This is a genomic window from Emticicia agri, from assembly GCF_004168285.1.
GTDB classification, from domain to species: domain Bacteria; phylum Bacteroidota; class Bacteroidia; order Cytophagales; family Spirosomataceae; genus Emticicia; species Emticicia agri.
Genome location: NZ_SEWF01000014.1, coordinates 72,740 through 97,962, shown reverse-complemented (window position 1 = coordinate 97,962; position 25,223 = coordinate 72,740). Strand labels below are relative to the sequence as shown.

Annotated in this window: 22 protein-coding genes; 5 read left to right on the top strand and 17 right to left on the bottom strand. The window is 37.6% G+C overall.

Going from position 1 to position 25,223, the window contains the following annotated elements; translation table 11 throughout:
* Nucleotides 1-26: 26 nt before the first annotated feature.
* Together EWM59_RS11625 and EWM59_RS11620 are read right to left on the bottom strand one after the other, a co-directional pair.
* A complete protein-coding gene (locus EWM59_RS11625; RefSeq protein ID WP_130021143.1) occupies nucleotides 27-1,322 on the bottom strand; it encodes an immunoglobulin domain-containing protein in 1,296 nt (431 codons plus the stop codon).
* 153 nt (nucleotides 1,323-1,475) lie between these two features.
* On the bottom strand, nucleotides 1,476-1,832 hold the full coding sequence (locus tag EWM59_RS11620; RefSeq protein WP_130021142.1) for a hypothetical protein: 357 nt from the start codon (nucleotides 1,830-1,832) through the stop codon (nucleotides 1,476-1,478).
* Nucleotides 1,833-2,134: 302 nt separating this feature from the next.
* Here EWM59_RS11620 and EWM59_RS11615 point away from each other — a divergent pair, with 302 nt between their 5' ends.
* Nucleotides 2,135-3,844 carry a histidine kinase dimerization/phosphoacceptor domain -containing protein gene (locus tag EWM59_RS11615; protein ID WP_130021141.1) on the top strand — a complete coding sequence of 570 codons (1,710 nt, stop codon included), beginning with the start codon at nucleotides 2,135-2,137 and terminating at the stop codon, nucleotides 3,842-3,844.
* A gap of 9 nt (nucleotides 3,845-3,853) precedes the next feature.
* Nucleotides 3,854-4,594 (top strand): LytR/AlgR family response regulator transcription factor, encoded by a 741-nt coding sequence (locus tag EWM59_RS11610; protein ID WP_130021140.1) that lies wholly within the window; start codon nucleotides 3,854-3,856, stop codon nucleotides 4,592-4,594.
* Nucleotides 4,595-4,659: 65 nt separating this feature from the next.
* Here EWM59_RS11610 and EWM59_RS11605 read toward each other — a convergent pair whose 3' ends face one another.
* From EWM59_RS11605 to EWM59_RS11590, 4 genes are all read right to left on the bottom strand, one after another.
* Nucleotides 4,660-5,730 carry a Gfo/Idh/MocA family protein gene (locus EWM59_RS11605; RefSeq protein WP_130021139.1) on the bottom strand — a complete coding sequence of 357 codons (1,071 nt, stop codon included), beginning with the start codon at nucleotides 5,728-5,730 and terminating at the stop codon, nucleotides 4,660-4,662.
* Nucleotides 5,731-5,814: 84 nt separating this feature from the next.
* A complete protein-coding gene (locus EWM59_RS11600; protein ID WP_130021138.1) occupies nucleotides 5,815-9,735 on the bottom strand; it encodes a M4 family metallopeptidase in 3,921 nt (1,306 codons plus the stop codon).
* A gap of 11 nt (nucleotides 9,736-9,746) precedes the next feature.
* On the bottom strand, nucleotides 9,747-10,181 hold the full coding sequence (locus tag EWM59_RS11595; RefSeq protein ID WP_130021137.1) for a hypothetical protein: 435 nt from the start codon (nucleotides 10,179-10,181) through the stop codon (nucleotides 9,747-9,749).
* Nucleotides 10,182-10,350: 169 nt separating this feature from the next.
* A complete protein-coding gene (locus EWM59_RS11590) occupies nucleotides 10,351-11,601 on the bottom strand; it encodes a putative hexosyltransferase (protein ID WP_130021136.1) in 1,251 nt (416 codons plus the stop codon).
* Nucleotides 11,602-11,726: 125 nt separating this feature from the next.
* Here EWM59_RS11590 and EWM59_RS11585 point away from each other — a divergent pair, with 125 nt between their 5' ends.
* Nucleotides 11,727-12,548 carry a PdaC/RsiV family protein gene (locus tag EWM59_RS11585; RefSeq protein ID WP_130021135.1) on the top strand — a complete coding sequence of 274 codons (822 nt, stop codon included), beginning with the start codon at nucleotides 11,727-11,729 and terminating at the stop codon, nucleotides 12,546-12,548.
* Nucleotides 12,549-12,572: 24 nt separating this feature from the next.
* On the opposite strand, the gene EWM59_RS11580 is transcribed toward EWM59_RS11585, so the two are convergent.
* The 9 genes from EWM59_RS11580 to EWM59_RS11540 form a co-directional block, all read right to left on the bottom strand.
* A complete protein-coding gene (locus tag EWM59_RS11580) occupies nucleotides 12,573-12,893 on the bottom strand; it encodes a hypothetical protein (protein ID WP_130021134.1) in 321 nt (106 codons plus the stop codon).
* A gap of 129 nt (nucleotides 12,894-13,022) precedes the next feature.
* A complete protein-coding gene (locus EWM59_RS11575) occupies nucleotides 13,023-14,216 on the bottom strand; it encodes a M20 metallopeptidase family protein (RefSeq protein WP_130021169.1) in 1,194 nt (397 codons plus the stop codon).
* A 206-nt stretch (nucleotides 14,217-14,422) separates the two neighbouring features.
* Nucleotides 14,423-15,952 carry a flotillin family protein gene (locus EWM59_RS11570; RefSeq protein ID WP_130021133.1) on the bottom strand — a complete coding sequence of 510 codons (1,530 nt, stop codon included), beginning with the start codon at nucleotides 15,950-15,952 and terminating at the stop codon, nucleotides 14,423-14,425.
* Nucleotides 15,953-15,966: 14 nt separating this feature from the next.
* Nucleotides 15,967-16,530 (bottom strand): NfeD family protein, encoded by a 564-nt coding sequence (locus tag EWM59_RS11565; RefSeq protein WP_130021132.1) that lies wholly within the window; start codon nucleotides 16,528-16,530, stop codon nucleotides 15,967-15,969.
* A gap of 216 nt (nucleotides 16,531-16,746) precedes the next feature.
* Entirely contained in the window at nucleotides 16,747-18,003 is a 1,257-nt protein-coding gene (locus EWM59_RS11560) for an asparagine synthetase B (RefSeq protein ID WP_130021131.1), read from the bottom strand.
* Between the two features lie 220 nt (nucleotides 18,004-18,223).
* Complete coding sequence (locus EWM59_RS11555) at nucleotides 18,224-18,625, bottom strand: VOC family protein (RefSeq protein WP_130021130.1); 402 nt, start codon at nucleotides 18,623-18,625, stop codon at nucleotides 18,224-18,226.
* Nucleotides 18,626-18,764: 139 nt separating this feature from the next.
* Complete coding sequence (locus tag EWM59_RS11550) at nucleotides 18,765-19,595, bottom strand: ThuA domain-containing protein (RefSeq protein ID WP_130021129.1); 831 nt, start codon at nucleotides 19,593-19,595, stop codon at nucleotides 18,765-18,767.
* Nucleotides 19,596-19,681: 86 nt separating this feature from the next.
* Complete coding sequence (locus tag EWM59_RS11545) at nucleotides 19,682-19,912, bottom strand: DUF4287 domain-containing protein (RefSeq protein WP_130021128.1); 231 nt, start codon at nucleotides 19,910-19,912, stop codon at nucleotides 19,682-19,684.
* Between the two features lie 105 nt (nucleotides 19,913-20,017).
* Nucleotides 20,018-20,752 carry an NUDIX hydrolase gene (locus EWM59_RS11540; RefSeq protein ID WP_130021168.1) on the bottom strand — a complete coding sequence of 245 codons (735 nt, stop codon included), beginning with the start codon at nucleotides 20,750-20,752 and terminating at the stop codon, nucleotides 20,018-20,020.
* A gap of 238 nt (nucleotides 20,753-20,990) precedes the next feature.
* On the opposite strand from EWM59_RS11540, the gene EWM59_RS11535 reads away from it, so the two are divergent.
* Nucleotides 20,991-21,911 carry a TolB family protein gene (locus EWM59_RS11535; RefSeq protein WP_130021127.1) on the top strand — a complete coding sequence of 307 codons (921 nt, stop codon included), beginning with the start codon at nucleotides 20,991-20,993 and terminating at the stop codon, nucleotides 21,909-21,911.
* 19 nt (nucleotides 21,912-21,930) lie between these two features.
* Nucleotides 21,931-23,337 (top strand): Gfo/Idh/MocA family protein, encoded by a 1,407-nt coding sequence (locus EWM59_RS11530; RefSeq protein ID WP_130021126.1) that lies wholly within the window; start codon nucleotides 21,931-21,933, stop codon nucleotides 23,335-23,337.
* A 235-nt stretch (nucleotides 23,338-23,572) separates the two neighbouring features.
* Here the strand turns inward: EWM59_RS11530 and EWM59_RS11525 are convergent, their stop codons facing one another.
* The gene (locus EWM59_RS11525) at nucleotides 23,573-24,112 is read right to left on the bottom strand and encodes a DinB family protein (protein WP_130021125.1); all 540 of its coding nucleotides are present in this window, start codon (nucleotides 24,110-24,112) and stop codon (nucleotides 23,573-23,575) included.
* Between the two features lie 75 nt (nucleotides 24,113-24,187).
* Complete coding sequence (locus EWM59_RS11520; RefSeq protein ID WP_130021124.1) at nucleotides 24,188-25,129, bottom strand: helix-turn-helix transcriptional regulator; 942 nt, start codon at nucleotides 25,127-25,129, stop codon at nucleotides 24,188-24,190.
* Nucleotides 25,130-25,223: the final 94 nt, after the last annotated feature.

The following is a 25,223-nucleotide window of genomic DNA, read 5'->3' as shown; positions in this document are numbered from 1 at the left end:
TTTTTCGAAAATAACATTTATTTTAGTTAATCATTTGTACAGTTTTGTGCAATAGCTATAAACACACTCCCCTGCTTGGCCTGAAAACCCGTATTTAATTGTATATTCTTGGAGATATAATTTACTCTTGCTGAGGGCTCAATTAGATTAGAAGCTATTAAAGTATTGATTGTAGCAACTTCCACAGGAGTATTGTTGTTTGTATATGTAGTTGTTATATTGGCGGAGCTTTGGGGTATAGTAATTTTACTTTCTGCAAGATTTAGACTTGCACAACCCGTATTGCTTACACATGCAGCGAAATAAGATACTGGTTGTGATATATTAGAGACAGTAAAAGTTGAATCGCTATGCAGTAAGGTTATACGGTCATTAGCATACCATTGCACAATACCATCACAATTAGTTGCTTTAAGTTTGGCTGATGCTCCTGAAAAGCATAGTTTTGGATTATTAACTGATGGTGGTTGAGGTGGATTGTTACAAGGATTAGCTTTTAGTACACGTGTTGTGTAACCTTGATTGAATCCAATAATATATCCATCTGGAGCTTTTAGCACATCAGGATATTCTTCTAATGATACATTATAGTTAGACGTGTGAGATACATATTGACCATTACTTCCCCATAGTTTTCTTCCTTCAGGAGTCAGTTTTTGTCCCCAAAACCTTTCAACTCCAGTATTATATTGGCGGGTATAGAAAGTTGTTAAAGTGTCGTTATTTTCATACAAAGTAGGAGTGAATTCACTATTTGAAACATTATTTTCTACTAATATTCCGGTATTTCCCCAAAGCATTATACCATTACTATCTATTTTCATGATTCTATGAGAAGCACCATTATTACCATTCCAACAAAGATAAATACCAGATGAAGATTTTACCATTCTTGGACTGAATTCACTAGAAATAATATCGGTAATTCTTTTACCGTTTAATCCCCAAGCAACGGTCTTATCAGGTAATATTCTTTGTGCATAAATTTCATAATTTTGATAATTATTGCTAATATCCCTATGACGAGCATCACTCCAAATAACATAATTACCTAAGGCGAATATTCCACTTTGAGTAGCATTAGGATTAATAGAAGTAGTTGCTATTCTTAATGGTGAATCCCATAGAACAGTATTAGTAGCTGTGTTGAAGCGTCTTACATAGGAATTAGCACCAAAACCGACGGTCCAGAATATATTAAGAATATCCGAATTATCTTCAGCGGTAGTAATGCTGATTCGATTGGCATCATCAAATCGCCCTGTATTAATATTGTCTAAAGAAAGACCATCATTAATAAATTGTATGTTGCCATTATCCACATTTAATATTTGTAAGCGAGTTAAATTTGAAGTGTAGTTTGCTCCGTAAGCAATAACTAATCTTTTTAAATCAGGTACTGGTGAAATAGCAAATCCAGCAGCAAGGTTAGATACTACCTCTACTCCATTATTTGACCATTGTGAATTACCTAATTAGTCATAAGATTGAGCATAGCACTTTGCTGGACTTGTGGAATTTGTACGCCAGACTACGACATAACGTTTATTTCCCGTAGATGTTTTGCACAAAGCAACTCTTGCAGTTCCCTCTGGTACTTCTCTATTAGAAACCCTTATACCATTTGAACCCCATAATTTATTGCCTGCACTATCAATTTTTTGGATAAAAATATTCCCACTATTGCTGTAAACAACAATGGAATTCTTATCATCAGCTATAGTTTGACCCAGTTGAGCATAACCACCCGTGGCAACTACTATAGGATTAATAGAATTAAATTGTGCCAGAGTAGTAAAAGTTATTAAAGTAAAAAATAAAATTTTTCTCATCTTTATGAAAATATAATTGTCTAATAATGAATTGTTTATAGGACACAAAGGAATTTGCTTTCTGTTTTTGTTGATTTTATATCAGACTATTTTAAACTAAGATTATATGATTCGAAAGAAAATAATTAATGTAATTTGATTTATACTATCTCGCTTTCAAAGTCTCACTTAATGAAATGTAGAATATTCTTTATAAAACTGTCAATTAACTTAATAGAAAAAACTCTTCTGTTTTGTTGATTGATTTTTAGTATTTTCACCTGATTTTTATACATTTTTTGACCATATCTTACTAATCAAAAATGCTATTTTTTATAAATAGATTGCCTCAACGAATTATAGTTGTATTTTTTGTATTACTCAATTTTGATGGATATTCACAACGAACTAGACAAACTGATAAACTTGCTTATGCAGATTCTTTATTGAAGCAAGGGATTAAAATTAAAGACTCCTTATTAATAGCAGAGGCATACTATTTATTAGGAAAAGCAGAATATTTCCGGTTTAATTTTAAAAAATCCAATGAATACTTTTACAAATCTTTAAATATTATAGAAAAGAAAGGAGACTCTTATGAATATGGAAGATTATACTTACGTCTTTCAGAGAATGACACACGCATGGGAAATTACAATGATTGTTTGAAACACATAAATAGAGCTATGGAGATTTTTGAAGGAATACACTCAGAAAAAGGGTTATTGGCTGGTTATATGATGTTAGCTGAAGCTCGAAGAAGACCGTGGGGAGTTAAGAATGAGACATCCTTTGTTGACGCTAATTTTGATAAAGCAATTTATTACTTGAAAAAAGCCGAAAAGCTGGCAATAAGATTAAATGATACTACGGGGTTAGCACAAATAAGGCATTCAATAGGAAATTGTTTTGCATCCTTGGACGACTATAATTCTATAAGCTATTTTAAAGAGTCTTTAAAGATTTATAACTCTCATGATATGACTGTTCCAAAAGTAAATGTGATGATGAATTTAACGGAGACTTACATAAAATTTAATCAATTAAAAGAAGCATATAAAATGTTAAAGGAATTAGAGATTTTTGTTGAAAAAAAAATATCGAATGATAATGGAATGAGGCTACATTTTGAAGGAGTTTATGCGAATTATTGTCAAGCAGTAAATGATTTTAAATGTGCCCTCGAACATTTTAAAAAAAGAGAATTTTTCTTAAATAAACTTTTAACTGCAGATAGAGAAGGAGCTGTAAGTCGATTAAATATTCAATATGAGACACAAAAAAAACAGGAATTATTAGATAGGCAAAAAACAGAGTTGTTATTAAAAGACCGGAACCTAAGCCTGCAAAGAAAATCAATTATAGTGATAAGCTTATTGCTTATTTTCGCTCTTAGTCTCTGCTTCTTTTTATATAAGTTATATCAAAAAAATAAGCAAATAAGTAAAAAAAACGCTATTCTCATTCAGGAGCAAAATCATCGGGTAAAAAATAACCTTCAGGTTATATCCAGTTTATTGCGTCTGCAATCAAATCAGATAGAAGATAAAAGAGCCAGACAGGCTGTAGATGAAAGTCAGCTCAGAATTGAATCTATGGCTGTGCTACATCGGCAATTGTATGATAATGATCAGCCGGATAGTATTAATATGGAGGTGTTTATTGAGCAACTCTCCGCAATTATTTTTAGTTCTTATGGGCTGACCAATATTAAACAAGATTATACCATAACAGTCTATGAAATGCAGGTAGATAAAGCTATATATGTGGGCTTGATGCTAAACGAATTGATTTCCAATGCCTGTAAATATGCTTTTAATGCCCATCCGAATCCAATTTTAGCGATAACATTGACTGAAACAGATAAAGAAGTTATTTTAGCAGTAAATGATAACGGCAACAAGGAATTTGTAAATAGCGAAAATAAAAATTCTTTCGGAATGAAACTAATTGATATGATGGTTCAACAACTGTATGGGAGCTATGAAACAAGGTTTAACAATGGATTTGAATTTATTATGAGATTTAAATGATAATTTGCTATGACTTTATTGAAAATTCTGATTATTGAGGATGAAATTATTACAGCAACTGATTTAAAAGAAATACTCAGACAAAATGGACATATAGTTACGGCTATTGCCAAAAACTATTCTGAAACATTAATTGCACTTAATAAAGAGCTTCCGGATTTAGTACTAATAGACATACAACTTCGAAATTCTTCTTTAGATGGCATTGAGATTGCAAAAATATTGACAAGTGTCTATATGATTCCTTTTGTTTTTTTGACTTCTCACTCTGAGACACAGATGTTTGAACGAGCAAAAACAACCAATCCTGCGGCCTATCTACTTAAGCCTATCAGGCACCAGGAGGTGGTTTTTCAGATTGAACTCGCTTATAATCATTATATTGCCAATAAGAAGGTAGAAAATAATCCGGTAAAATCAGAGAATGTTTTTCTTCCTTTAGAAAGAGGGCATCAGAAAATAGTAAAAAGCGATGTATTATTTATTAAAGCAGAGGGAGCCTATGTAAATGTATATGTTAAAAATCAAATTGCCCCATTCCTTTTTTCAATGAATATAGGATATTTAGCGCAATATTTTTTGACCTCTAATTTTTATCAGATTTCTCGTTCTTATATAGTCAACTTAGACTATCTGATAAGGTATGATGCAGAGAATATATATGTAAGCGGTTATAATGGTAAAATACCACTACCACAAAATCGTAAGGCAGAGTTTCTTAAAAAATTAGCTGTCATTAAAACCCCTTAGCTTAGAAGAAAACGCTAATATATTCAGGAGAATTGTTTATTAAACAACTCCCCTGAATATATTATCTACAAATGCACTACCTGTCCGGTTCTTACCGATTCATCGCAGGCAAAAGCAATTTTTAAACTGTTTACTGCATCTTGCACATGGTCTGTCAGGTCTATGTCTTCCTCTATGGCTTTCAGGAAATAGGCTTGTTCTCTGTTGCAAAGTTCTTGGTGGTCAGGCTCATCTGTCAGGTTAATCCAGGTATCTTCTTTGGTAAACTGGTTGTTGGCATCAATATCTGCATGATGAAAACGTAAAGATTCTGTTTTAGTATGCGAATCAACATTGTCTGATTTTCCGCTACCGCCTGCTTCTTTGGCTACAATTGAAACACAACCTTTCGGCCCTATTACATCTTTCACAAAAAAGGCCGTTTCGCTCATCATGGGTCCCCAACCAGCCTCATACCAACCTACTGAACCATCTTCAAATCTGATTTGTAACTGGCCATAATTATAATTGGTTGTGGCAATATCGTTGGTTAGCCTTGCGCCAATAGCTGTAACCTGCAAAGGTTTTGAACGGGTCATCTGACACATGACATCAATATAATGCACACCACAATCTACAATCGGGCTCAGGCTTTTCATTAAATTACGATGTACGTCCCACATATTCCCATGACTCTGCTGATTCAGGTTCATGCGCATAACCAAAGGCTTGCCTAACTGGTGCGAGAGTTCTACAAATTTCTCCCACGAAGGATGATGGCGTAAAATATAGCCTACTACTACTTTTTTACCTGTTTTCTTCGCTACCTCAGCCACTCTTTCAGCGCCTTCTACTGTATCTGCCAAGGGTTTTTCGATAAACACGTGCGCATCATTTTCAAGAGCTTTAATGGCAAATGCTTCATGCGTATCCGGATAAGTAGATATGCAAACGGCATCGGGTTTGGTAGCTGCAAGGGCTTCTTCATAATCTGAAAATAAAGTATAGCCACCGCCTAAACGTTCGTTTAATACCTCTTTGCTTTTTCCGGTTGATACAATACCGCAAATTTCAAATCCATCATTGGTATGGTACGCCATGGCATGAGAAGCGCCCATGTTTCCACAACCAACTACTAATACACGAATCGGACTCATAAGTTTTGTTATACTATTTAGGGTTGTACATAATTCGGCAGGTAACAAAACCTGCGGATACAAAGTTATGCTAAATTTTGCTGATTATTCTCTTACAATTTTTCTCGACAAGCTACCTTGCGATGTTTCTATTTTCAGGATATACATACCTTTAGCCAACTGGCCTATATTAAACAAATTATTGGCCGATAATTGGTTTGTGTGCATAGCTTTAATTCCACCTGGTGTATAGAATGTGGCTTCTCTGAAAATAACCCCTGCCGGAAGCTCAATTTTCAGTTCATCGCTGGTAGGGTTCGGGTAAATCGTTACCTTGATGTTTGCATCCAATTCAGTGCCCAGGATAGCTGCTTTTACTTCAAAGGCAGTTGATAGAGCACTACTGCAACCATCGTCAGTAAGAGACCTTACCGTATATATACCACCTGCGTTAGTAGGGGTAATAGTGGCTTGTGTAGCACCATTTACAATTGCTCCATCAAGGTACCATTGGTATTTTGTACCACCCGACGCAACTAAATTGCCACTACTTGCTGTTATTTTTGGTGCAGCAGGCACTATACAAAAAGTTTGAGTAGCACTGGCTGAATTGTACTGATTGTTTCCGGCCTGTAGAGCTTTGATTGTAACTTTTCCTGCTTTAGTTCCACAAGTAACACTATTGCCACTGACTTTTGCGTCTCCGGAGTCAATAGAATACTGTAATAATAAACCTGAACTTGCTGTAGCCGAAACAGTAAAGATAGCCCCTAAATTTTTATCGGAAATTGTTCCGAAAGTAATTGTCTGATTAGATTTTACTGTATGAGCATAAGCAGTTGAAAAAGCACTTGCACAGCCGTCTTCTGTGAAAGATTTAACTGTATATTGACCTGCATTGGTAGGGGTAATAGTTGCTTGTGTAGCACCATTTATGGCATTTCCATTAAGGTACCATTGGTATTTTGTGCCGCCTGACGCCACCAGGTTACTGCCACTGGCTGTTATTTTTGGTGTAACAGGTAAAATACAGAAAGTTTGAGATGCGCTGACTGAATTGAACTGACTGTTTCCTACCTGAAATGCCTGGATTTTTACCTTGCCGGCTTTAGTTCCCAAAGTAATTCTATTTCCATTCACCGTTGCATCACCTGATTCGACAGCATATTGTACCGGTAATTTTGAGCTTGCAGTAGCAGTCACTGTAAAAGAAGCACTTGGTGCTTTGTCGGTTATAGTACCAAAGGTAATAGTCTGGTCTGTTTTGGTAGGCAGGGCTCTGGTTCCCTGTGCATACCATACTGCCCATTTGGCATCTAATAGCCACTCCTGTGCATCGCCTGACGGAGAAATTTTGTTTTTCTGTAGGTTAATAGCCATCACTATTTGCTGATCCTCGTCATTAAGCGCATTAAAGAGCAGTTTATCATCTAATCGGGAATAGCCCGGATACCCAATCTCATTATTGGTATAGATAAGGTCAAGGTCATTGGTTTCAATATCCACTCCTATCTGATAATAGGTATCAGGCTCATCAGAACTATAGTAGTCAAAGGCAATTACATTCTGGGTATTTTTTGATAGAGCAGGGTTTCCGATACTTTCGCCTTCTTCCAGGTCAGTAAAAAGTTTTTCTATTTTCCCGTCACCAAAAGTTTTCTTGGCAGTATCCCAAACCCTAATCAACCCAACATCCCAGTATTCAATCTCTCCCGATACACTACTTAAACGGTTAAAAGCATCATAAATAATAATTTCACCTGAGTAATCCCATTCGAAAGAATCTGCAAAGATTACTTCTCCTGTACTTACACCCGACGAGTAAGTAGGGTTATAAAGTTTGAATTGGGCACTTTTGCCATTGTTTTCTAAGTCGAATACATACATGTAAGGTTCTTCTTCATTGGTGAGCCCTGCTACCCTTTTACCGTCTTTTGAAATGGCCACATTATCCCAGACAGCATCACTGGTGAGTTTATCTTCTTTAAAAGTTCCGGTAAGTGCAATGCGGCGGATATTCTTGTCTTTTCCGACAAAATACGCATACTGACCATCGTCTGTAACACTTGGTTTACTTAAACAACCACTTGCAGAGATAGCTTTAAATTGTAAATCACCAATCTTTGCCACATATAAATTATCGTTGGTCGGGTCAAATACCAGAATAAAATCAGTACCATTATTTACAGGTATAGTCTGTGGTGGTGGATTAGGCGTAGTAGGGTTGCCTGTGTTGCCTGATGGGTCTGCAATACCTACATTGTCAAAAGCAGCTTTAGCCGCACTTACAACGGGTGAAGAGGCACCATATAAATCAGCGGCTGCTTTTACTACAGCTAAACGTGCATCAACAAATTTAGAAGTACGGGTCAGATACAAAGTCAATGCCCTGTAATACACCAGTTCTGCTTTGTCTTTACCAACATTGGCATTAGAGGCAAACAGATAAAAAGCATGGTTAGGGATACCACTATTGATATGTACGCCACCATTATCCTGCTCTTCGGTATTTTCTAAATACAGGTATTGAGACATATTTTTGGGCTGATACCCCGGGTCTTTCTTCCCTCCCTGATTAGGATTCTGCAAGCTACGCAAGGCACCGGAAGGGAATGCTCCTGCCTTAACTACATCTTCACCCACTGTCCAGTCGTCACGGTCAATCATCGCACCAAAAATATCAGCAAAAGATTCATTCAAGGCACCTGACTGATTCTGATATTCTAAACGGGCTGATGCTTCTACTACCCCATGTGTCATTTCGTGTCCTGCTACATCTAAAGCCCCTGCCAATGGCTTAAACGAACTAAGACCATTGCCATAACCCATAAATGCCCCGTTCCAGTAAGCGTTGTCCATGCCTTTACCGTCTTCATCGGCTATATTGATTACTGAAATGATGGTACTGCCTTTTCCGTCTAATGAATTGCGGTTGAATTTGGTACGGAAATAATCGTAACAAACGCCTGCATTATGGTGTGCCGAAACAGAAGTTGTGCTCCAGCTGGTACCACTACTTGATACAACATGTGAGTATTTGGTATTGTTAGAAGGCGTGTTTTTGGCATCAATAGTCATAATACCACCTACAGGGGTATCAGGCAATTTAGAAGAGGTTTTGTTATACATGGGTCGTTGTGTATCTATCATGTAATAGGTACCACCGAATTGCTGTATATTAACCGTACGGGTAACATTATTGAGGTCTTTGGCATTAGCTGTAAACGGGCCATCTAAGGCACAAGTATGATTAAATTTCTTCAGAACTTCTCCTGTATTGGCATCTATAAAATATAGCCAACGCTCCAATATATTGGGTCTGATAGTTAAGTAGTAAGTAAGTCGGGCATCAGTGCCTTTATCGTCTTTATGATAAATCAACAGTTCTGACACATGGCCTTGCGTAATGAAACTGTTGCTGATATTTTTTTGTATAATTGATTTCTTAGCTACATCTGCCATAGCTAATTCTATGGCTTTGGCTTCGGTAAGTTGTGGTTTAACAGATACCAGCTTTGGGGTAGGGAAATTACGCCCGTTCAGGGTTTCTATCTTGTTGTCTTTTGAGTGTAGCCATATTTCACCCCCATAAATGGGTATATTCTTATATTTTTGTTGCAATTGCATGTGGGTCATGCCAATGGCATCGGTTTCGGTAGCTGTTACCACTAATTCCTGATTCGGGTCTTCAATCTGTAAGGTGGCTTTTACATCAGCCAGGAAATTGGTGGCTAATGCCTGTGCGCTCAGACGGGCTTTGGTATCTGGCTTAGAGAAGTTTTCAATCATCAGTATCCGACCTGTTTCCGGGTCTTTGGTAACTTTGTATTTGCTGATAAATTTGGTTGTAAGTCCTTTAGGACTTAGCTGACGTGTATTTTTATCAGTTTTCTCTCCTTGAATTTTCAGGAAATCTCCCGCAGGAGCGTGGGTATTGACTGATGATGATTTTTGCTTCCGCTCAAACCCTTTCTGAGCAAATGCAGAAGTGCCAATAAAAAAAAGTAGAATAAAGGTCAGTCTCATAATAGGTACGTTTATTGATTCAAAGGTACTAAATTCATTAAATGCTTGTGCAATTCTTTTGCTTTTTCAGGCACAGTAATATTCGGCCTGCCCCATACGACCGATTGAGCCTGCCCGTTTTTCTGCAGCCTCACAAAATAATACATATTACCGGGTTCATTGAATTCTGATACTTCCTGAAATAGCATTTCTGATGTTTCAAATAGCTTTTTTACAGTTTTAACTTTTTGCCTACCTAAGTCTATAAATGTAGAATCGTTGTTCTTTCTAAAGAAAAGACGCTTGTTTTCTAATAGCCTGTACTCATTTACCTGATTGGCAAATCCACCCCCACTTCCAAAAATGAGCTGATTTTTGGTATAAGTTAAAGGATTGGTTTGTTTGGCACAAGAACTAAAAATACAGATAGCTATTATGTAGAGAGAAATTGTATTTCTTATTTTCAATTTTTTCTGAAATTTTAGTTTTAATTATAAAATTAGAATTTACAGAATGGATTATTTATTCTGTATTAATTGTTTTAATTAGTTGTTTTGGATATTCAATTTTTATTGACTTATTGTTTTGAATGTGATAAAATGGCTATATTTTTATGATTTTGATACTGTTTTCATATTATCTGAGTTTTTGTTGAAGGTACTCCAACCGTATATTTTTTGTTTGAATAAATAGTTTAACAAAAGAAATCAATAGAATCAGACCGAAGAGGAGAGAAGTATATTCGGGTTTAAAAGGATTCAACCCAAAATATTTATTCATTCCATCTACATTAGCTAAATGAGCTACCGAAATCAAGGCGAAAAGTGCATATTGTCTGCTGATAAGTGCATAGGCAAAATATAAGGCAATGGCAGGGTAGGAGTACCTTTCGTGCATTTGCGTATTCACAAAAAAGAACAATGTGGCAATGGTTGAGGCAGTAAGCCACAACAAAGCGTAATAATCAGCATCGGCTATTTTTTTGAACCAAATTAAAATATAGGTTCGTGCTAGAATTGGGATAAACACCAGCGCTGATAAACCAAAAAATAATAAAAACCCCCATTTTTTGTAAGTTAATCCTGCAAATGTTAGGGTGTCATTCAACAAAGTAGGGTCTTCTTTAATCAGCAGATACCATAGGTTGTAGGCATTCCACGATACTCTCGGAAAAAAGCCTACCGATTCTCTCACTACCTTAATGAAGTTCCAGAATGTGCCTCCCCATATAAAAGGACTTAATAACCACAACTGGGTCAGCAAAGAGATACCCAGCATTTTTGCCAGAAGCCATGTATCAAACTTCTGTGAAAACTGGTAAACCAACAGAATCACAAAAAAAGGAACAAATATGATGGCTTGTAATTTTACATAAATAGAGAGTGTGCAGAAAAAAGCTGCCCAAAGCATTTTTCGCTCGTAAAGACAGATAATTCCTAAAACAACCATAGTAGTAGGAACACTATCTAACTGCCCCCATATAACAGTACAATACAAGTAACCTAAATTGAATAATAAAAGATATTCAACCAGTTTAACTGAATAATATTTACGCAATGCCCAGGCTAAAGCTAAAGCACAACCAAAATCAAACAACAGAAAAAAGTATTTTAACTGATAACTATTGGCATAAATCAATTCTTTGCTTCCCTGCAATTTACCAAACCAGTAAAGACCATGCAGGTAAAAGGGCATATAGTTGGTATCTGAATTATATATCTGGCTTAGTCCATGCTCAAAGGCGTAATAAGACCAGCGCGGCCAGTCGTTGTTTAAATCAAACCAGAAACCTGTGTGAGGGATAACAGCTACTAATAGAATATAGAACAAAAGATGATGCCATTGGATAGGTAAAGAGTTATCACTTAGTCTCTGAAAGATTTTCATTCGATGGGTTGGTTTATACAAGCAAGGCCTATCGGCTTTTTGAGTCCTCAAATTTCAGCATTTTGTTTTATATTAAGTAACAAGATTAAAGAAACCTTTATATTTGGCAAACAAACTTCTGATAAATGAAAAGAATAATTTACTTAATGGTTTTGATAGGGGTTATCTTAGCCTGTCAGTCGGGTAAAGATGCTCATACTACACTTGCCCCGATTGCCGTAGATAGTGTGAGTTTTGTACAAGAGAGTGCGCCCTATTATACGCCCGGAGGCGATACCCTTATTTCCTCTATCAACATAGTATATCCTAAACTTACCGGAGGTAGCGACTCGGTTGTCAGCAAAATCAATGCTTTTATGGCAGGGCTTCCGCTTAAAGGAGTTTCGGGAGTAGCAGACCCTGAGGGAAATAATAAAACAGCAGGTAATATGGCAGAAGCATCAAAGGCCTTTTTTAGTACTGTAGATGCAGCAAGAAAAGAAATGCCTGATGCTCCTAACATGGTTTATACCTATGATGGTAAAGGTGATACCTTATGGATTTCACCGGTTGTTATCTCATTGTATTATAATGAGTCTACCTATACAGGCGGAGCGCATGGCAACTATACTACTTCTTACTATAATTTTGATGCTACTACCGGAAAACTATTAGCATTGCAGGAAATAGTAAGCGATACAGTAGCCTTAAATAAACTGGCCGAAGTAAAGTTTAAAGCAGAAGAAACCAAAATGGCAAAAGAGAATGGCATGGAGTTTAAAATGGAAGATTACTTTTTTCCTGAAAATAAATTCATATTGTCGCAGAATATAGGCATTACCAAAGATGGTCTGCGCTTACTGTATAACCCGTATGAGGTGGCATCGTATGCCCGTGGCATGATTGTATTGGATATACCCTGGATAGAGTTAAAAGGTATTTTAGTAGAAAAATACACAGGGAAATAAAAAAATAAGGTGCTGTGAGGCACCTTATTTTTTTGTTCTGATTTTTTCTATAAAATCAGTCAGATTAGCAATGAGGAAATAGGCGACACCGAAAATGATGAGAGGTAAACAACTAAAAAAGATAGCTCTCTTAGGATACCCTTCAAATAAATTTGTCCAAGACCACCAATAGCTGCTGCCCAGAATAAAAGGGTAACTAAAAATAGCCATAATCAGAAGCCAGGGCAGTTGCTTTCTGAGTGCTTTGGCAGGGTTAAAAACAATAAATGATAACCCAGCCATTGAGAACCAGGGGAGTATTGTAACAGCCCCCAGTATTTGTAAGAGGATAATTAAAATTTTCATAAACTTTTACTATAACTTTTACAGTTGATAAAGTAAATAGGAGCAGTTTAAGGGTATAATTTTAAATTACGAGCAAAAGTTTATCAAACAAAAGTTATACGGTTATCGTATTTAACTAACGATAAGGAATTATTGTTTGGCCAATTCACGGATTGCTAACCATGACATCAGCCCGGGACCTATTTCAAGTGCAGTTTCGTCAACATCAAAAGTAGGTGTATGCACGCCGGAAACGATTCCTTTTGCTTCGTTTCGTGTGCCTAATCTATAAAAACAAGAATCTACTACCTGCGAATAAAAAGCAAAATCTTCGCCTGCCATCCACAGGTCAAGGTCTATTACATTGGCTGCACCCATGTATTCAATCGCTTCGCTTTTCAGACGACGTGTCAGTTCAGGATGATTTTTCAGGAATGGATAACCTTTTACTATTTCAAAATCACAGATACCGCCCATAGCTTCTGTAATGCCTTCTGCCATCTTTTTCATGCGGCGTAAGCCATCTTCACGCCATTCTTCGTCCATGCAACGGAAAGTACCCTGAATAGTTACCTCATTTGGAATTACATTGGTTACACCATCGGCAATAAATCGTCCAAAAGACAATACCGACGGATTAGCAGGCTTGCGATTACGTGAAATAATCTGTTGAAGCGATACTATTACGTGCGAAGCTATTAATACAGGGTCTATTAACTGGTCGGGCATGGCGCCGTGTCCGCCTTTACCCTTAATAGTCAGGTAAAGTTCATCGGTACTTGCCATATACATTCCTTCACGGAAACCGATTTTACCAACCGGAATATTAGGGGCTACATGTTGCCCAATCATGCCAGCAGGAGCAGGATTTTCTAAAACTCCCTCTTTAATCATGATAGAGGCACCACCCGGCGCTTTTTCTTCGGCAGGTTGAAAAACTAATTTGATAGTTCCTTCAAATTCTTCACGTAGCTGAAATAATATTTTTGCTGTGCCTAATAATGAAGACGTATGTACATCGTGCCCACAGGCATGCATCACACCTTCATTGATAGATTTATAAGGAACATCATTTTTTTCGAAAATAGGTAGCGCATCCATATCTGCTCTCAGTCCTATTACTTTGCTTTCCGGATTTTTTCCTTCAATAAGTGCTACTACTCCGGTATCAGCAATACCTTCCTGTGGATTCAGTCCAATATCTTTCAATTTTTGCGCTACAAAACGAGCTGTATTGTATTCCTGAAAAGAAAGTTCGGGGTTGGTATGTAAATATCGGCGGTTAGCAATAGTTTCAGAAGCATATTCTTGTGCTAAACGCTTTATTTTTGAGTCAATTGACATACGTAAGATTCTTTGGTAAACAGTATAATAACTCAATTGGCCATTTTTCTGGAAAATAATGGCAATCTCATAAAAAATGATTAATTTTTTAATCGGGCTGCTAAGATACGTATAGAATGTTTTTCTACCACGATTTTTAACAAAAAATAGTGCTACCAATTCATTGAGACTGATAGCACTATATGAATTCTAAATAATGTTTATGCCTATTTTTTGGTTTTAGGTTCTTCTTTTGGTGCCGGACTTTCCGGGACATCTTCCCCTTTCAGATACGTAGGCAGATTCAATCCCGCCATATTAAACAGGTCATTTAACGGTGGCACTGTTTTCATCATACCCGATACAAAATTGGCAGTAGAAGAGCTCCCGTTTTCAGTGGCACCATTACCCGAATCCCATACGGTAATTTTATCAATCTTAATGTTTTTAACGGCTTCTACCTGTGTTTTAACCAATTCAGGGAGTTTTTCAATCAAAAGCAACTGGAATGCCTTGGTTGGGTCTCCACCTGCAGCAGCTACTACTTCTCTATAACCCTCTGCCTGTTTGGTCAAGATTTCAAACAAACCTTTGGCTTCTGCTTCCATTTTGGCGTAAATAGCGTCAGCTTCTCCTTTGGCACTTTCTCTGATTCTTTCGGCTTCAGCCTGTGCTTCTATAATAGCTCGTTGCTTGGCAATTTCAGCCGGAATCACAATGTTGGCAATTTGTGTAGAACGCTCTCTTTCCGACCGTGCTAACTCGGCTTTCTGCTCGGCCAGATACGCTTCTTCCAAGGCTTTGGCTTGTTGTACTTTTTCGGCTGTAATAGCTATACGCAGTGCCTCTGCTTCTTTTTCTCTTCTCAGTGCTTCTGAATTGGCAATAGCAATTTTGGCTTCGTTTTCTCCTTTTACGGCTATTGCGTTAGCTTCCGAGGTTTTCACACGGGTATCTCTCTGGGCTTCGGCTTTCCCAATGGCTTCGTCTTTTCCGGCCGAAGCAATACTGATTTCACGGTCTTTTTGGGTAATGGCTATTTTTACGTCCCGGTCTCTGTGGGTTTCAGCAATCAGAATATCTTTTTCACGGTCTGCCATTGCTTTTCCGGTTTCTCCGATTTTCTCCTGAGCAGCAACGCTGATTTTGGCTTCGTTGATAGCCTTCGCTGCTGCTTCTTTCCCCAAAGCCTCAATATAACCCGATTCATCTTTAATATCGGTTACGTTCACGTTAATCAGTTTTAAACCGATTTTCTTCAATTCGGTATCTACGTTTTTAGAGATATTATCTAAAAACTTATCTCTGTCTGAGTTAATTTCTTCGATAGTCATAGTAGCAATTACCAGACGCAGCTGTCCAAAAAGAATATCTTTCGATAATTCCTGTATCTGCTCGGCTGTTAAGCCTAATAGCCTTTCAGCCGCATTATTCATACTATCCGGTTCGGTAGATATAGCAATGGTAAACCGACAAGGTACATCTACACGGATATTCTGACGGCTAAGTGCATTAGTCAGATTAGCTTCAATAGAAATAGGTTTCAGGTCTAAGTAAGCATAATCCTGAATAACAGGCCAGATAAATGCACCGCCACCATGAATACATTTGGCAGAGGTTCCTCCGGTTCTGCCATAAACTACTAAAATTTTATCAGACGGGCATCTTTTATATCTTGAAATAAGAGCAGTAATTGTTACAAAAAGAACAATAGAAGCCACAACAATAATAATGAGTGGAGAAGACATTTCGAGCATGTGTTTATATACGGTTAAATTTTTTCTACGACAAGGGTATTATTCTCAATCCCAATGACTCTTACAATTTCATTCGTTTTGATTCTTCCATTTTCGGTAATGGCATCTAATTCATAAAAGGCGCCTTTGACACTTACCTGTACCTTTCCTTTGCCACTTTTACGTTCAGGAATACTCAGGTAAACAGAACCCACCTGATTAACTGTATTACTAATCCGGAAAGAGTTATCTTCGGAGAGCTTACCGATTTGTTGAATGATGAAAAAGAAAACAGCTACAAAGGCGACACCGATAAGAAAGGCAACCACAGTAAGTACAAACTGATTGCCAATAAGTTTATAAAACGAGATGCCCGCCCAACTGAAGCCTAAAAGGAAATTAATCAGGTTTCGGAAAGAGAAAAGCTGAAAAGGCTCGTGCGAGTTGCCTAAATCTCCGTCAAAGTCAGCTTCAAGCCCATCGGCGGCATCAACTCCGGCAAAAGTCATGATAGTCTGAATCAGGAAAATCAGGCTTGCAGGAATAGCAATGTACCAGAAAGTACGTAGCAAAGGTTCTAAATTATCAAAATAATCCATAGGGTTTCATAAAGGTTATGTGCAGAAATAAACAGTTTAATAGCTAAAAATAGGCATTTTTTGAATAAAACCGGACAGAATTATGACAAATGGCTTAACCAGCCGGAGAAAATGTAAAAAAACTATTTATACTCTTGTAGCCAAAGATAAAATAAAAAAAAATCAGACCGAAGCCTGATTTGAATTATGTATAGAGTTTTTTATTAAATGAACCCATCAGGTCTTTCTTTTCTTTTTCTTGGCTGATGGAAACAACACATTGTTGAGAATAAGCCGATAACCCGGCGAATGTGGAAAAAGATTCAGGTCGGTAGGGGTACGATGAAAACCCCTTCGTCCTTCAGGGTCATGACCGCCGTAGAATACCCATTGCCCTAAACCTAATTCGCCATAGATATAGCGATGAGATTCTTTGCCTTCACCCATAACCAGTACATTTGATTTGACTGTTTTCTTATTGAAAGCAGAGGTTTGGCCCATAAACTCTCTGATGAGGTGCTCATGGTTCTGCCCTAACATAGCCGGAATGACATCCCATTTGGCAGAGAAATCGAATAAATCGAAATAAGAGGTTACTTCGTCATCAAATCTGCCCGACCAAACGTTAATATCCGAAAACGACATAGAACCGTAGCCCTCACCATCGCTCAGATACAAACTGTAATTTTCAAAAGCCAGGGTTTTATTAAAATCTAATTTTGATTGGGCATGGGCATCAATATCGTCTCCATCAAATCGGCTGCTTACTATATCAGTTCCTTCTGCCGACAAAGCGATGTCTAACGTTTCAGCACCAGAACACATGGCGAACAAATAACCACCACCCATACAAAAGAGCTTAATCATTTTGGCTACATCTAACTTCAATGCCGATACCTTTGGGTATTTCAGACGTTTGGCAATGTCTTCCTGAGCCTTCATATCCAAAGCCGACATACGCCGCATATTGCGGCCATACTGCCCTGTAAAATCTTCGTGGTGCAGGTGAAGCCAGTCGTATTTAGCTAAATCACCTCTCACGATTTCTTCATCATACACTACTTCAAACGGAATCTCGGCATATTTTAATACTAATAAAACAGCATCAGTATCTTCAAAGTTAGAGCGACTCACTTTGATAGGAGAGTAAACGGCTATTTTTGCCGCTTTATACAAACGCACTACCTCCATATTTACGTCAGGGTCAGCAATTTCTTTCAGAATCGTTTGCACATTGGCGGTAGAAACTACCTCAAAAGACACCCCTCTTACCAGACATTCTTTTTCTAAAACAGGAGTATAATCGAACAGAAAACTACCTCCCCGGTAATTAAGCAGCCAGTCAAGTTCTGTATTCTGTTGAAGCGTATTATAGGCTATCCCATAGGCTTTCAGATGGTTAGATTGGGTATCGTCCATCGGAACCAGAATTGAGTTGGCAAAAATTTGCCGGAAACTCAATACGAAGAGCAGAATCAGTAGTTTTTTTGCCATGACTCAATCTGTTTTTTAATCAAATATACTAATCAATTGTCAGGTTTTATTTTTTGATGATATATTTTTTATGACCTGATAACCAATATTTTAGAAGCATTTTTCAGAAATACTTTCATTGAAGTAAAAAAGCATTTGAAATGCCTCAACAGCGCATGCTATACGTAGTATTGGATTTAAAAAAGAAAGAGCGATTACAGGTAAAAGTTCTGGCTGAAAACTATGTACTTTTCTTAGATTCAATGAAATCCCAGAGGTTGCCGTATAAATCTTCAAAAACGGCTACAGTTCCGTATTCTTCTACAGAGGGTTGTCTTGTAAATTTAATACCATTAGCTGTCATGGTTTTATAATCACGCCAGAAATCGTCGGTAAACAGGAATAAAAACACCCGCCCGCCTGTCCGATTTCCCACTCTGCTTTTTTGTTCTTCGGTAGATGCTTTGGCTAATAACAGATTACATCCCGTAGTACTACCCGGTGGACTAACGATTATCCAACGTTTGGTATCGCTCAAAGGGGTATCTTCTATCAGTTTGAAATTCAATTTTTGAGTATAGAATTCTATAGCCTCGTCATAATCGTTGACTACTAAAGAGATATGTGCGATTTGTTGTTTCATGTATATAGGGATTGAGTGAATTAGTGATTTAGTGAATGAGTGATTTTTTAAATTGGTGGCAACTATAATGACTTTAATTATAATCACTAAATCACACAATCACTAAATCACACAATCACTCAATCGCTCAATCGCTCAATTATTTTTTCTTTCCATTGCCTAACCATAACAACGCATCAAGCAGGAATTTGTTCTGAGTTTCGTTGTTGAAAGTAAAAGATAATTCTTTATTGGTTTTGCCTTCGTAATCAATGTCGTTATGCCCCATGTTGGCATATATCATCTTGTATTTTTTGTTTGTCCAGACCACAGGATAATACCCACTATGCCAGATTTCGTGCTGTTTAGGACCTGTCCCTAACGGAAAACTTGTAGAGTCGATAGACAGCAGAATCTCTATATCAGGGTTTGCTTTTAAGTCATTTTTCCATCTGTACCATTCATTAGGCGATGATTTAAAGGTTTCGGGCAGATGTTTCATAGCCGGATGGTTTTTTGACTCTACCCTTAAAACAGCAGACGTAGGTCGCCACGTATTGCTTCCATATTCGCCCGAACCTAAAAATTCCTGATGATACCAGTCCCAATCCTGATTAAAGGATGATTTGTTCAAGGCAAAAGCAGCAAAATGGAAACCCATCCAGGCACCACCGTTTTCCATATATTGTTTGAAAGTCGCTCTTTGTGCCGGGTCTTCTGGTCGTGTATCCAGAAAAAGTACTACCTGATATTGTTTCAAAAAATCAGCGTTCAGATTGCTCCAGTTATTGGTAGAATCATAGGTGAAATTATTTTCCTGAGCCATTTTCGGAAACCATTTGTTGGCTTCATGCACATAACTGATGTGAGCTCTGTCGTTTTTGGCTGTATAAAAAGCAATGACTTTGAATTTTGGTTTCTTGCTTTGCGCTACTGCACCAATAGAAAAAAGCAGAATTAACAATAAAGCGATACGCTTGGAATAAATCATGGGTTTGTGAATCAATGGGTTGAAAAATAATAGCCTATTGTACTATTCAAGCGAATAAGCAAATATATATCAGATAACAAATTAACTTACTTCTTTTCCTTTCCCTTAATTTTATCCACTTTTGATGGGTCTAAAGTGGTATAAATTGCCATCGCATGGCCATGACCTAAGCCAAAATCTTCTTTAAGCCAGGCAACTATTTCGCCTGCTTTTACACCCGGTTTCAATAAACCTTTTTCTTCTGCCAATTGCTTGAAATATTCAGGAGTTTTACCTGTTTTTTGCTTGATATTATCTATATATGCTTGAAACGACATACTGTTATTGGTTTTGTGGATGAATAAAACGGGTTCAATACTATGACAAAGAGGAAATGCAAGCGTTGTAACATACCGTAACAAGATGTAGAAGATTTTTGAATCTTATTCCTCACTCTTCTTAAACCGATATACATAAGGTGCTTTATTCTGCGCTCCCGTAAACTTCTTTTCAAGTCGCTCTAATACGTTCAGGTCAAGGATTTTCTTCTGAAAATTGTTCATCGCAAATGGTTTATCATAAACAGCCTCGTATAACGACTGTATTTCCCGCATTGTAAAAGTTTCGGGTAGCAGGTTGAAACCAATGAGTTTCTGATCAAGATTCTGGCGGAGGGCTTGAAGTGCAAAAGTCAGAATCTCGTTATGGTCGTAGGTCATTTCCGGAACATTCTTAATGCCTCTCCACTCAAGATATTCGTCAAACTCACTATTCTGAGGGTTTACCTTGTTTATATCAACCAGCGCATAATATCCTATACAAACAAACCGACTGGTTATCCATTCAATGGTTCTGGCATCAAATCGTTTGCTATCATATTGTGCCAGTCCCGATTTCATAATTTCCTTGTATTCGCTGCTGATGATACGGTTTTCATCACCAAATACCCTGAACTGTTCCAGATAGATATTTTCCAAATCTGTTCGTTCTTTCAGAATTCTGCTGGCGGCTTTATCAATACTTTCAGTTTTCAGAATATAGCCTCCGGGTAAAGCCCAGAACTCTTTCCCATATTTGGGTTTAGAAATCAAAACTTTCAGTTCGCTATCCTTATATCCAAAAATCACACAGTCAATCGAAAGATGTGAAATGTATTTATCAATGCCAAATTGCTCCATCAATGCCAGATTTTGTCTTAAAAACGCCACAAATATAAGATTTATCCTTCGCATTCAACGTTTTTAAAATATGATTATTTAATGATAATATAGTAATAAAATTTATTATCTAAAAAATAGATAATAAAGAAAAAGATTCTCTACATTTGTTCATTCAATCATTATTTTCTTTCTAAATCAATTACTCTATGAAAAAAACATTTTGCTCATGGGCTGCAATGCCTCATTTTAAAATCACTTGTCTATCTGTTTTATTTGTACAATTTTCGTTGGTGCTTGGGCGCAAACCAAGGTTGATACCACCAGTTATATCCACATAGTAGATATTACTACCGGAAAAATTGATACAGTATTAGCTATTAAAAAGCATTTTGAAGCACCTAACTGGCACCCTGATAATTACCTGATTTTGAATAGTAAAGGGAAAATTCATACCTTAGATTTATCTTCAAAGAAAATAACAGAACTGAATACCGGATTTGCTAAATTTAATAACAACGACCACGGTATTTCACCTGATAAAAAATGGCTGGTTATTAGTAATCATGATAAAAACCATCCATCGACAAAGTCGTATAAATCGGCGCTTTATATACTGCCGGTAACAGGGGGTGAACCCAGATTGGTAACCCCCGAAGTACCTTCTTTTTGGCATGGCTGGAGCCCTGACGGCAAAACTTTAGCCTATTGTGCCGAACGGAACGGCAATTTTGATATTTATACCATTGGTGTTGAGGACGGTCCGTCGCACGGAGGAACAGAAAAGAGACTGACCGAAACAACAGGCTTAGATGATGGCCCTGATTACTCGCCAGACGGAAAATATATATATTTTAATTCGTATCGTAGTGGTCATATGCAAATATGGCGTATGTTTGCAGATGGTACGCAACCCGAACAACTCACGTTTGATGAGAACTCCAACTGGTTTGCTCATCCTTCGCCAGATAATAAATGGATTGTTTATATTGCTTATACTTCTGACGAAAAACAAAACCATTTATTCGGTAAAAATGTGAAACTTCGCTTGATGGACTTGCAGACCAAAGATATCAAAGATATTACTCCGGTTTTTTTTGGCGGACAAGGCACAATTAATGTACCTTCGTGGAGTGCTGATAGTAAAAAAATTGCCTTTGTAAGTTACTTAGTCAAATAAATCAACCTTAATACAAAACATGAAAAACGATAGTTCATCTTCCAGAAGGAAGTTTCTACAACAGATTGGGGCTACCAGTTTAGTAGCTGCTTCGTCGCCTTTTGCTTCTTTAGCCGCCCAACAGAAAGCAGAAGAGCGTATTTTAACCTACGACAAAAAAATTACAGCCAACGACAAAGTGAGAATTGGTGTGATTGGCTTTGGTGTTCAGGGACATTATGATTTAGGTTCTGCCCTGAAAGTACCCGGAGTTGAATTAGCAGGTATCTGCGATTTGTATCCGGGCAGACTTGAAAATGCCAAAGAAACATATGGTAACGACCTGTTTGTTACAAGAGACTATAGAGAACTACTCAACAAAAGTGATATTGATGCCATATTAATCTGTACTACCGATGTGTGGCATGCCAAAATGACATTAGATGCTTTGGCAAAAGGCAAGCATGTGTATTGCGAAAAACCAATGATTTACAAAATCAGTGAAGGGCATCCGGTAGTAGCGGCCGCCAAGAAATCAGGTAAAGTAGTGCAGATTGGTAGCCAGCGGGTAAGTAGCATTGGTCTGGCAAAAGCCAAAGAATTATTAGCTGCCGGAGAAATAGGTAAGCTGAATATGGTTAACTCAGTCAATGACAGACAAAGTTCTATTGGTGCATGGCAATATACTATTCCGAAAGATGCCAGCCCTGAAACGCTTGACTGGGATAGATTTATTGCTATTACCGGAAAGAAAATACCTTACGACCCGAAGAAGTTTTTCTGGTGGAGAGCATTTAAAGATGTGGGCACAGGGGTAGCAGGAGACTTGTTTATTCACTTATTGAGTGGTACACACTTCATGACTAATTCTAAGGGGCCGGAAGCGATTGTAAGTACCGGACAATTCAGCTATTGGAAAGATGGACGTGATTTGCCTGATGTAATGTCGGGGGTAATGCAATATCCTGATACTCCTGAGCATCCGGCATTTCAGTTGACTTTACAGGTAAACTTTATCAGTGGTACAGGTGGACAGGAGTTAACCCGTCTGATTGGTTCTGAAGGGATTATTGACGTGCGTGGTAATACAATTACTGTAAAACACAGCATTATGCCAGAAGCACCTGGTTTTGGTGGATATGACTCTCTTTTCACGTTCTCAAAAGCCATGCGTGAAGAAATGCAGAAAGATTTTGAAGCTAAATGGACGCCTGAACAAAGAAAAAAGAAAACAAAAGAAGATATTGTATATAACCCACCAGCAGGTTATAATGAACACGTGGACCACTTCACTAATTTCTTTGATGCCATAAGAACCGGAAAAGTCGTAGTAGAAGATGCCGAATTTGGTTTTAGAGCCGCTGCTCCTGCTTTGGCTTGTAACGAAAGTTATTTGACTAAAAAAATAGTAAGATGGGACCCTGTAGCAATGAAGTTGAAGGCATAGTAAAATAAATTTAATAGGACTGAGTGAGTCGCCCTTTTGTGTCAATAACCGGATACAAAAGGGCGATTTTTATTGGTAGCCTACTAAGAATTGCATAAAAAAAGAGTAAACCTCTTTATACTTATTGGTAAGCATACAGGAGGTTTACCCATAGATTCAATTAAAGATAAATGTTGTGGGAAATAGTAAAAGTTGTAGATTGGTAGCGGTATTTCCCTAAAGACACCTAAAATTTTTAAGCTAACGCCCGCTCTCGCGAGAGATAGTACATGTAATTAGTAATGGGTGGATCAGTTAACCCGATATGGCGTGCCATATTGGTGATTTGTACCCTGTGGTAGGTACTGTGGTCAAAACAAAGTTGTATGAGTTCAAAGCGTGGAATGTTACAGTCTAAAATATGGGGTATATATACATGTGTGGTTTCTTTCAGTTCGGTTTCTTCAAGGTCTAAAATATAATCGGCAAATTTTTCTGACTGCTCCAGCAAACCTTCAAATATTTCTTCGGCTGAAGCAGTTGAAGTCTGTTCATAGGGTAGTAGGGGCGAGGTGTTAGTTAAACAGGCAAACCACGAAAGTTCCACCTGCCATATATGTACTAAAGTTTGTTTAACACTACTCAGGCTTGAGGGTACTTCCACATTCAGCAGGTCAGTGGGGTTGGTTTTCAGCCAATTCACAATCCGCTTGTTTGCTACCTGATTATAGATAGCATAATCTTTTATTTGTGTGTGCAGGTGCTTGTCTGTAGTTACAGTAAGTTCTTGTAGCATACCCTTTTTCCGTTTAGTGCTACAAAGTAAATATGGGCTAATGACAGCCCTATGTCAGCAGGGTAGAAGAATTTTTTAAAATTTTGAAGAAATATTAGCAACCATTGTTTTCAACTGGTCTTTAAGGCTTTTTGGTGTTAAAATTTCGGCCTGGTCGGCAAAAGTAATGTACCAACGGGCAAAAGCATCCAGCGAAGCACTCAGAAAAGTCATTTCCATTACCTCCCCTTCATCTGTTTCAGAAACAAAGCCGTTAAAGTATTTCTGCTCCAGCAAAAAGCGTAAGGCAGGTTTATTTACCCTTATCACTACTGTTTCCAGGTTATCGTTTTCGGGCATACGCTCCAGGTATTCTTTCAGCGAATAATGCTCTTTTTTAAAAGGCTCTTCTGTGAGTGCAATCTTCGCAATCCGGTCGGTTCGGAAATGTCGGTAGTCATTTCTTAAATGGCAGAAAGCAATCGTGTACCAGTAATTAAACTCATGGTAAATACCTACAGGCTCTATCCGGCGTTGCAAGGGTTCACTCGAATTAAAGCTGACATACTCCATTTTGGCTATCTTCTTTTCAGAAATACTGTTCAGGATAATTTCAAGGGTATTGCTGATAGATTTATTGAAAGGGGTAGTTCGCTGGCGTACCTCAATGTTTTCTTCAATACTATCAAGCATATCTTTTTCTGCACTTTTTAGCACCGCTTTCACTTTATACATAGCCGATTTATAACTGGCTTTGGTTGAAAGGTCAGTAAAAGTTTCCATCAGTTTTTCGGCAGTAATAAAAGTTCGTGCCTCTTCACGGGTAAACATCACGGGCGGCAATCGGTAGCCATCCATAATTGAATACCCGATGCCTGCTTCGCCAATAATCGGCACACCTGCTTCTTCTAATGAACGCACATCTCTATACACAGTTCTCAGACTGATATTAAATCGGTCGGCTATATCCTGTGCTTTTACGATTTTTTTCGATTGTAGTTGAATTAAGATAGCAGTGATTCGGTCGAAGCGGTTCATAAGTATGGGCGAAAACTTCTGCAAAAATCTGAAATAATTATTTAAGTTGAATAGATTTTCTTTTTTTCTTCTTAAAAACAACGAAATAATTCGT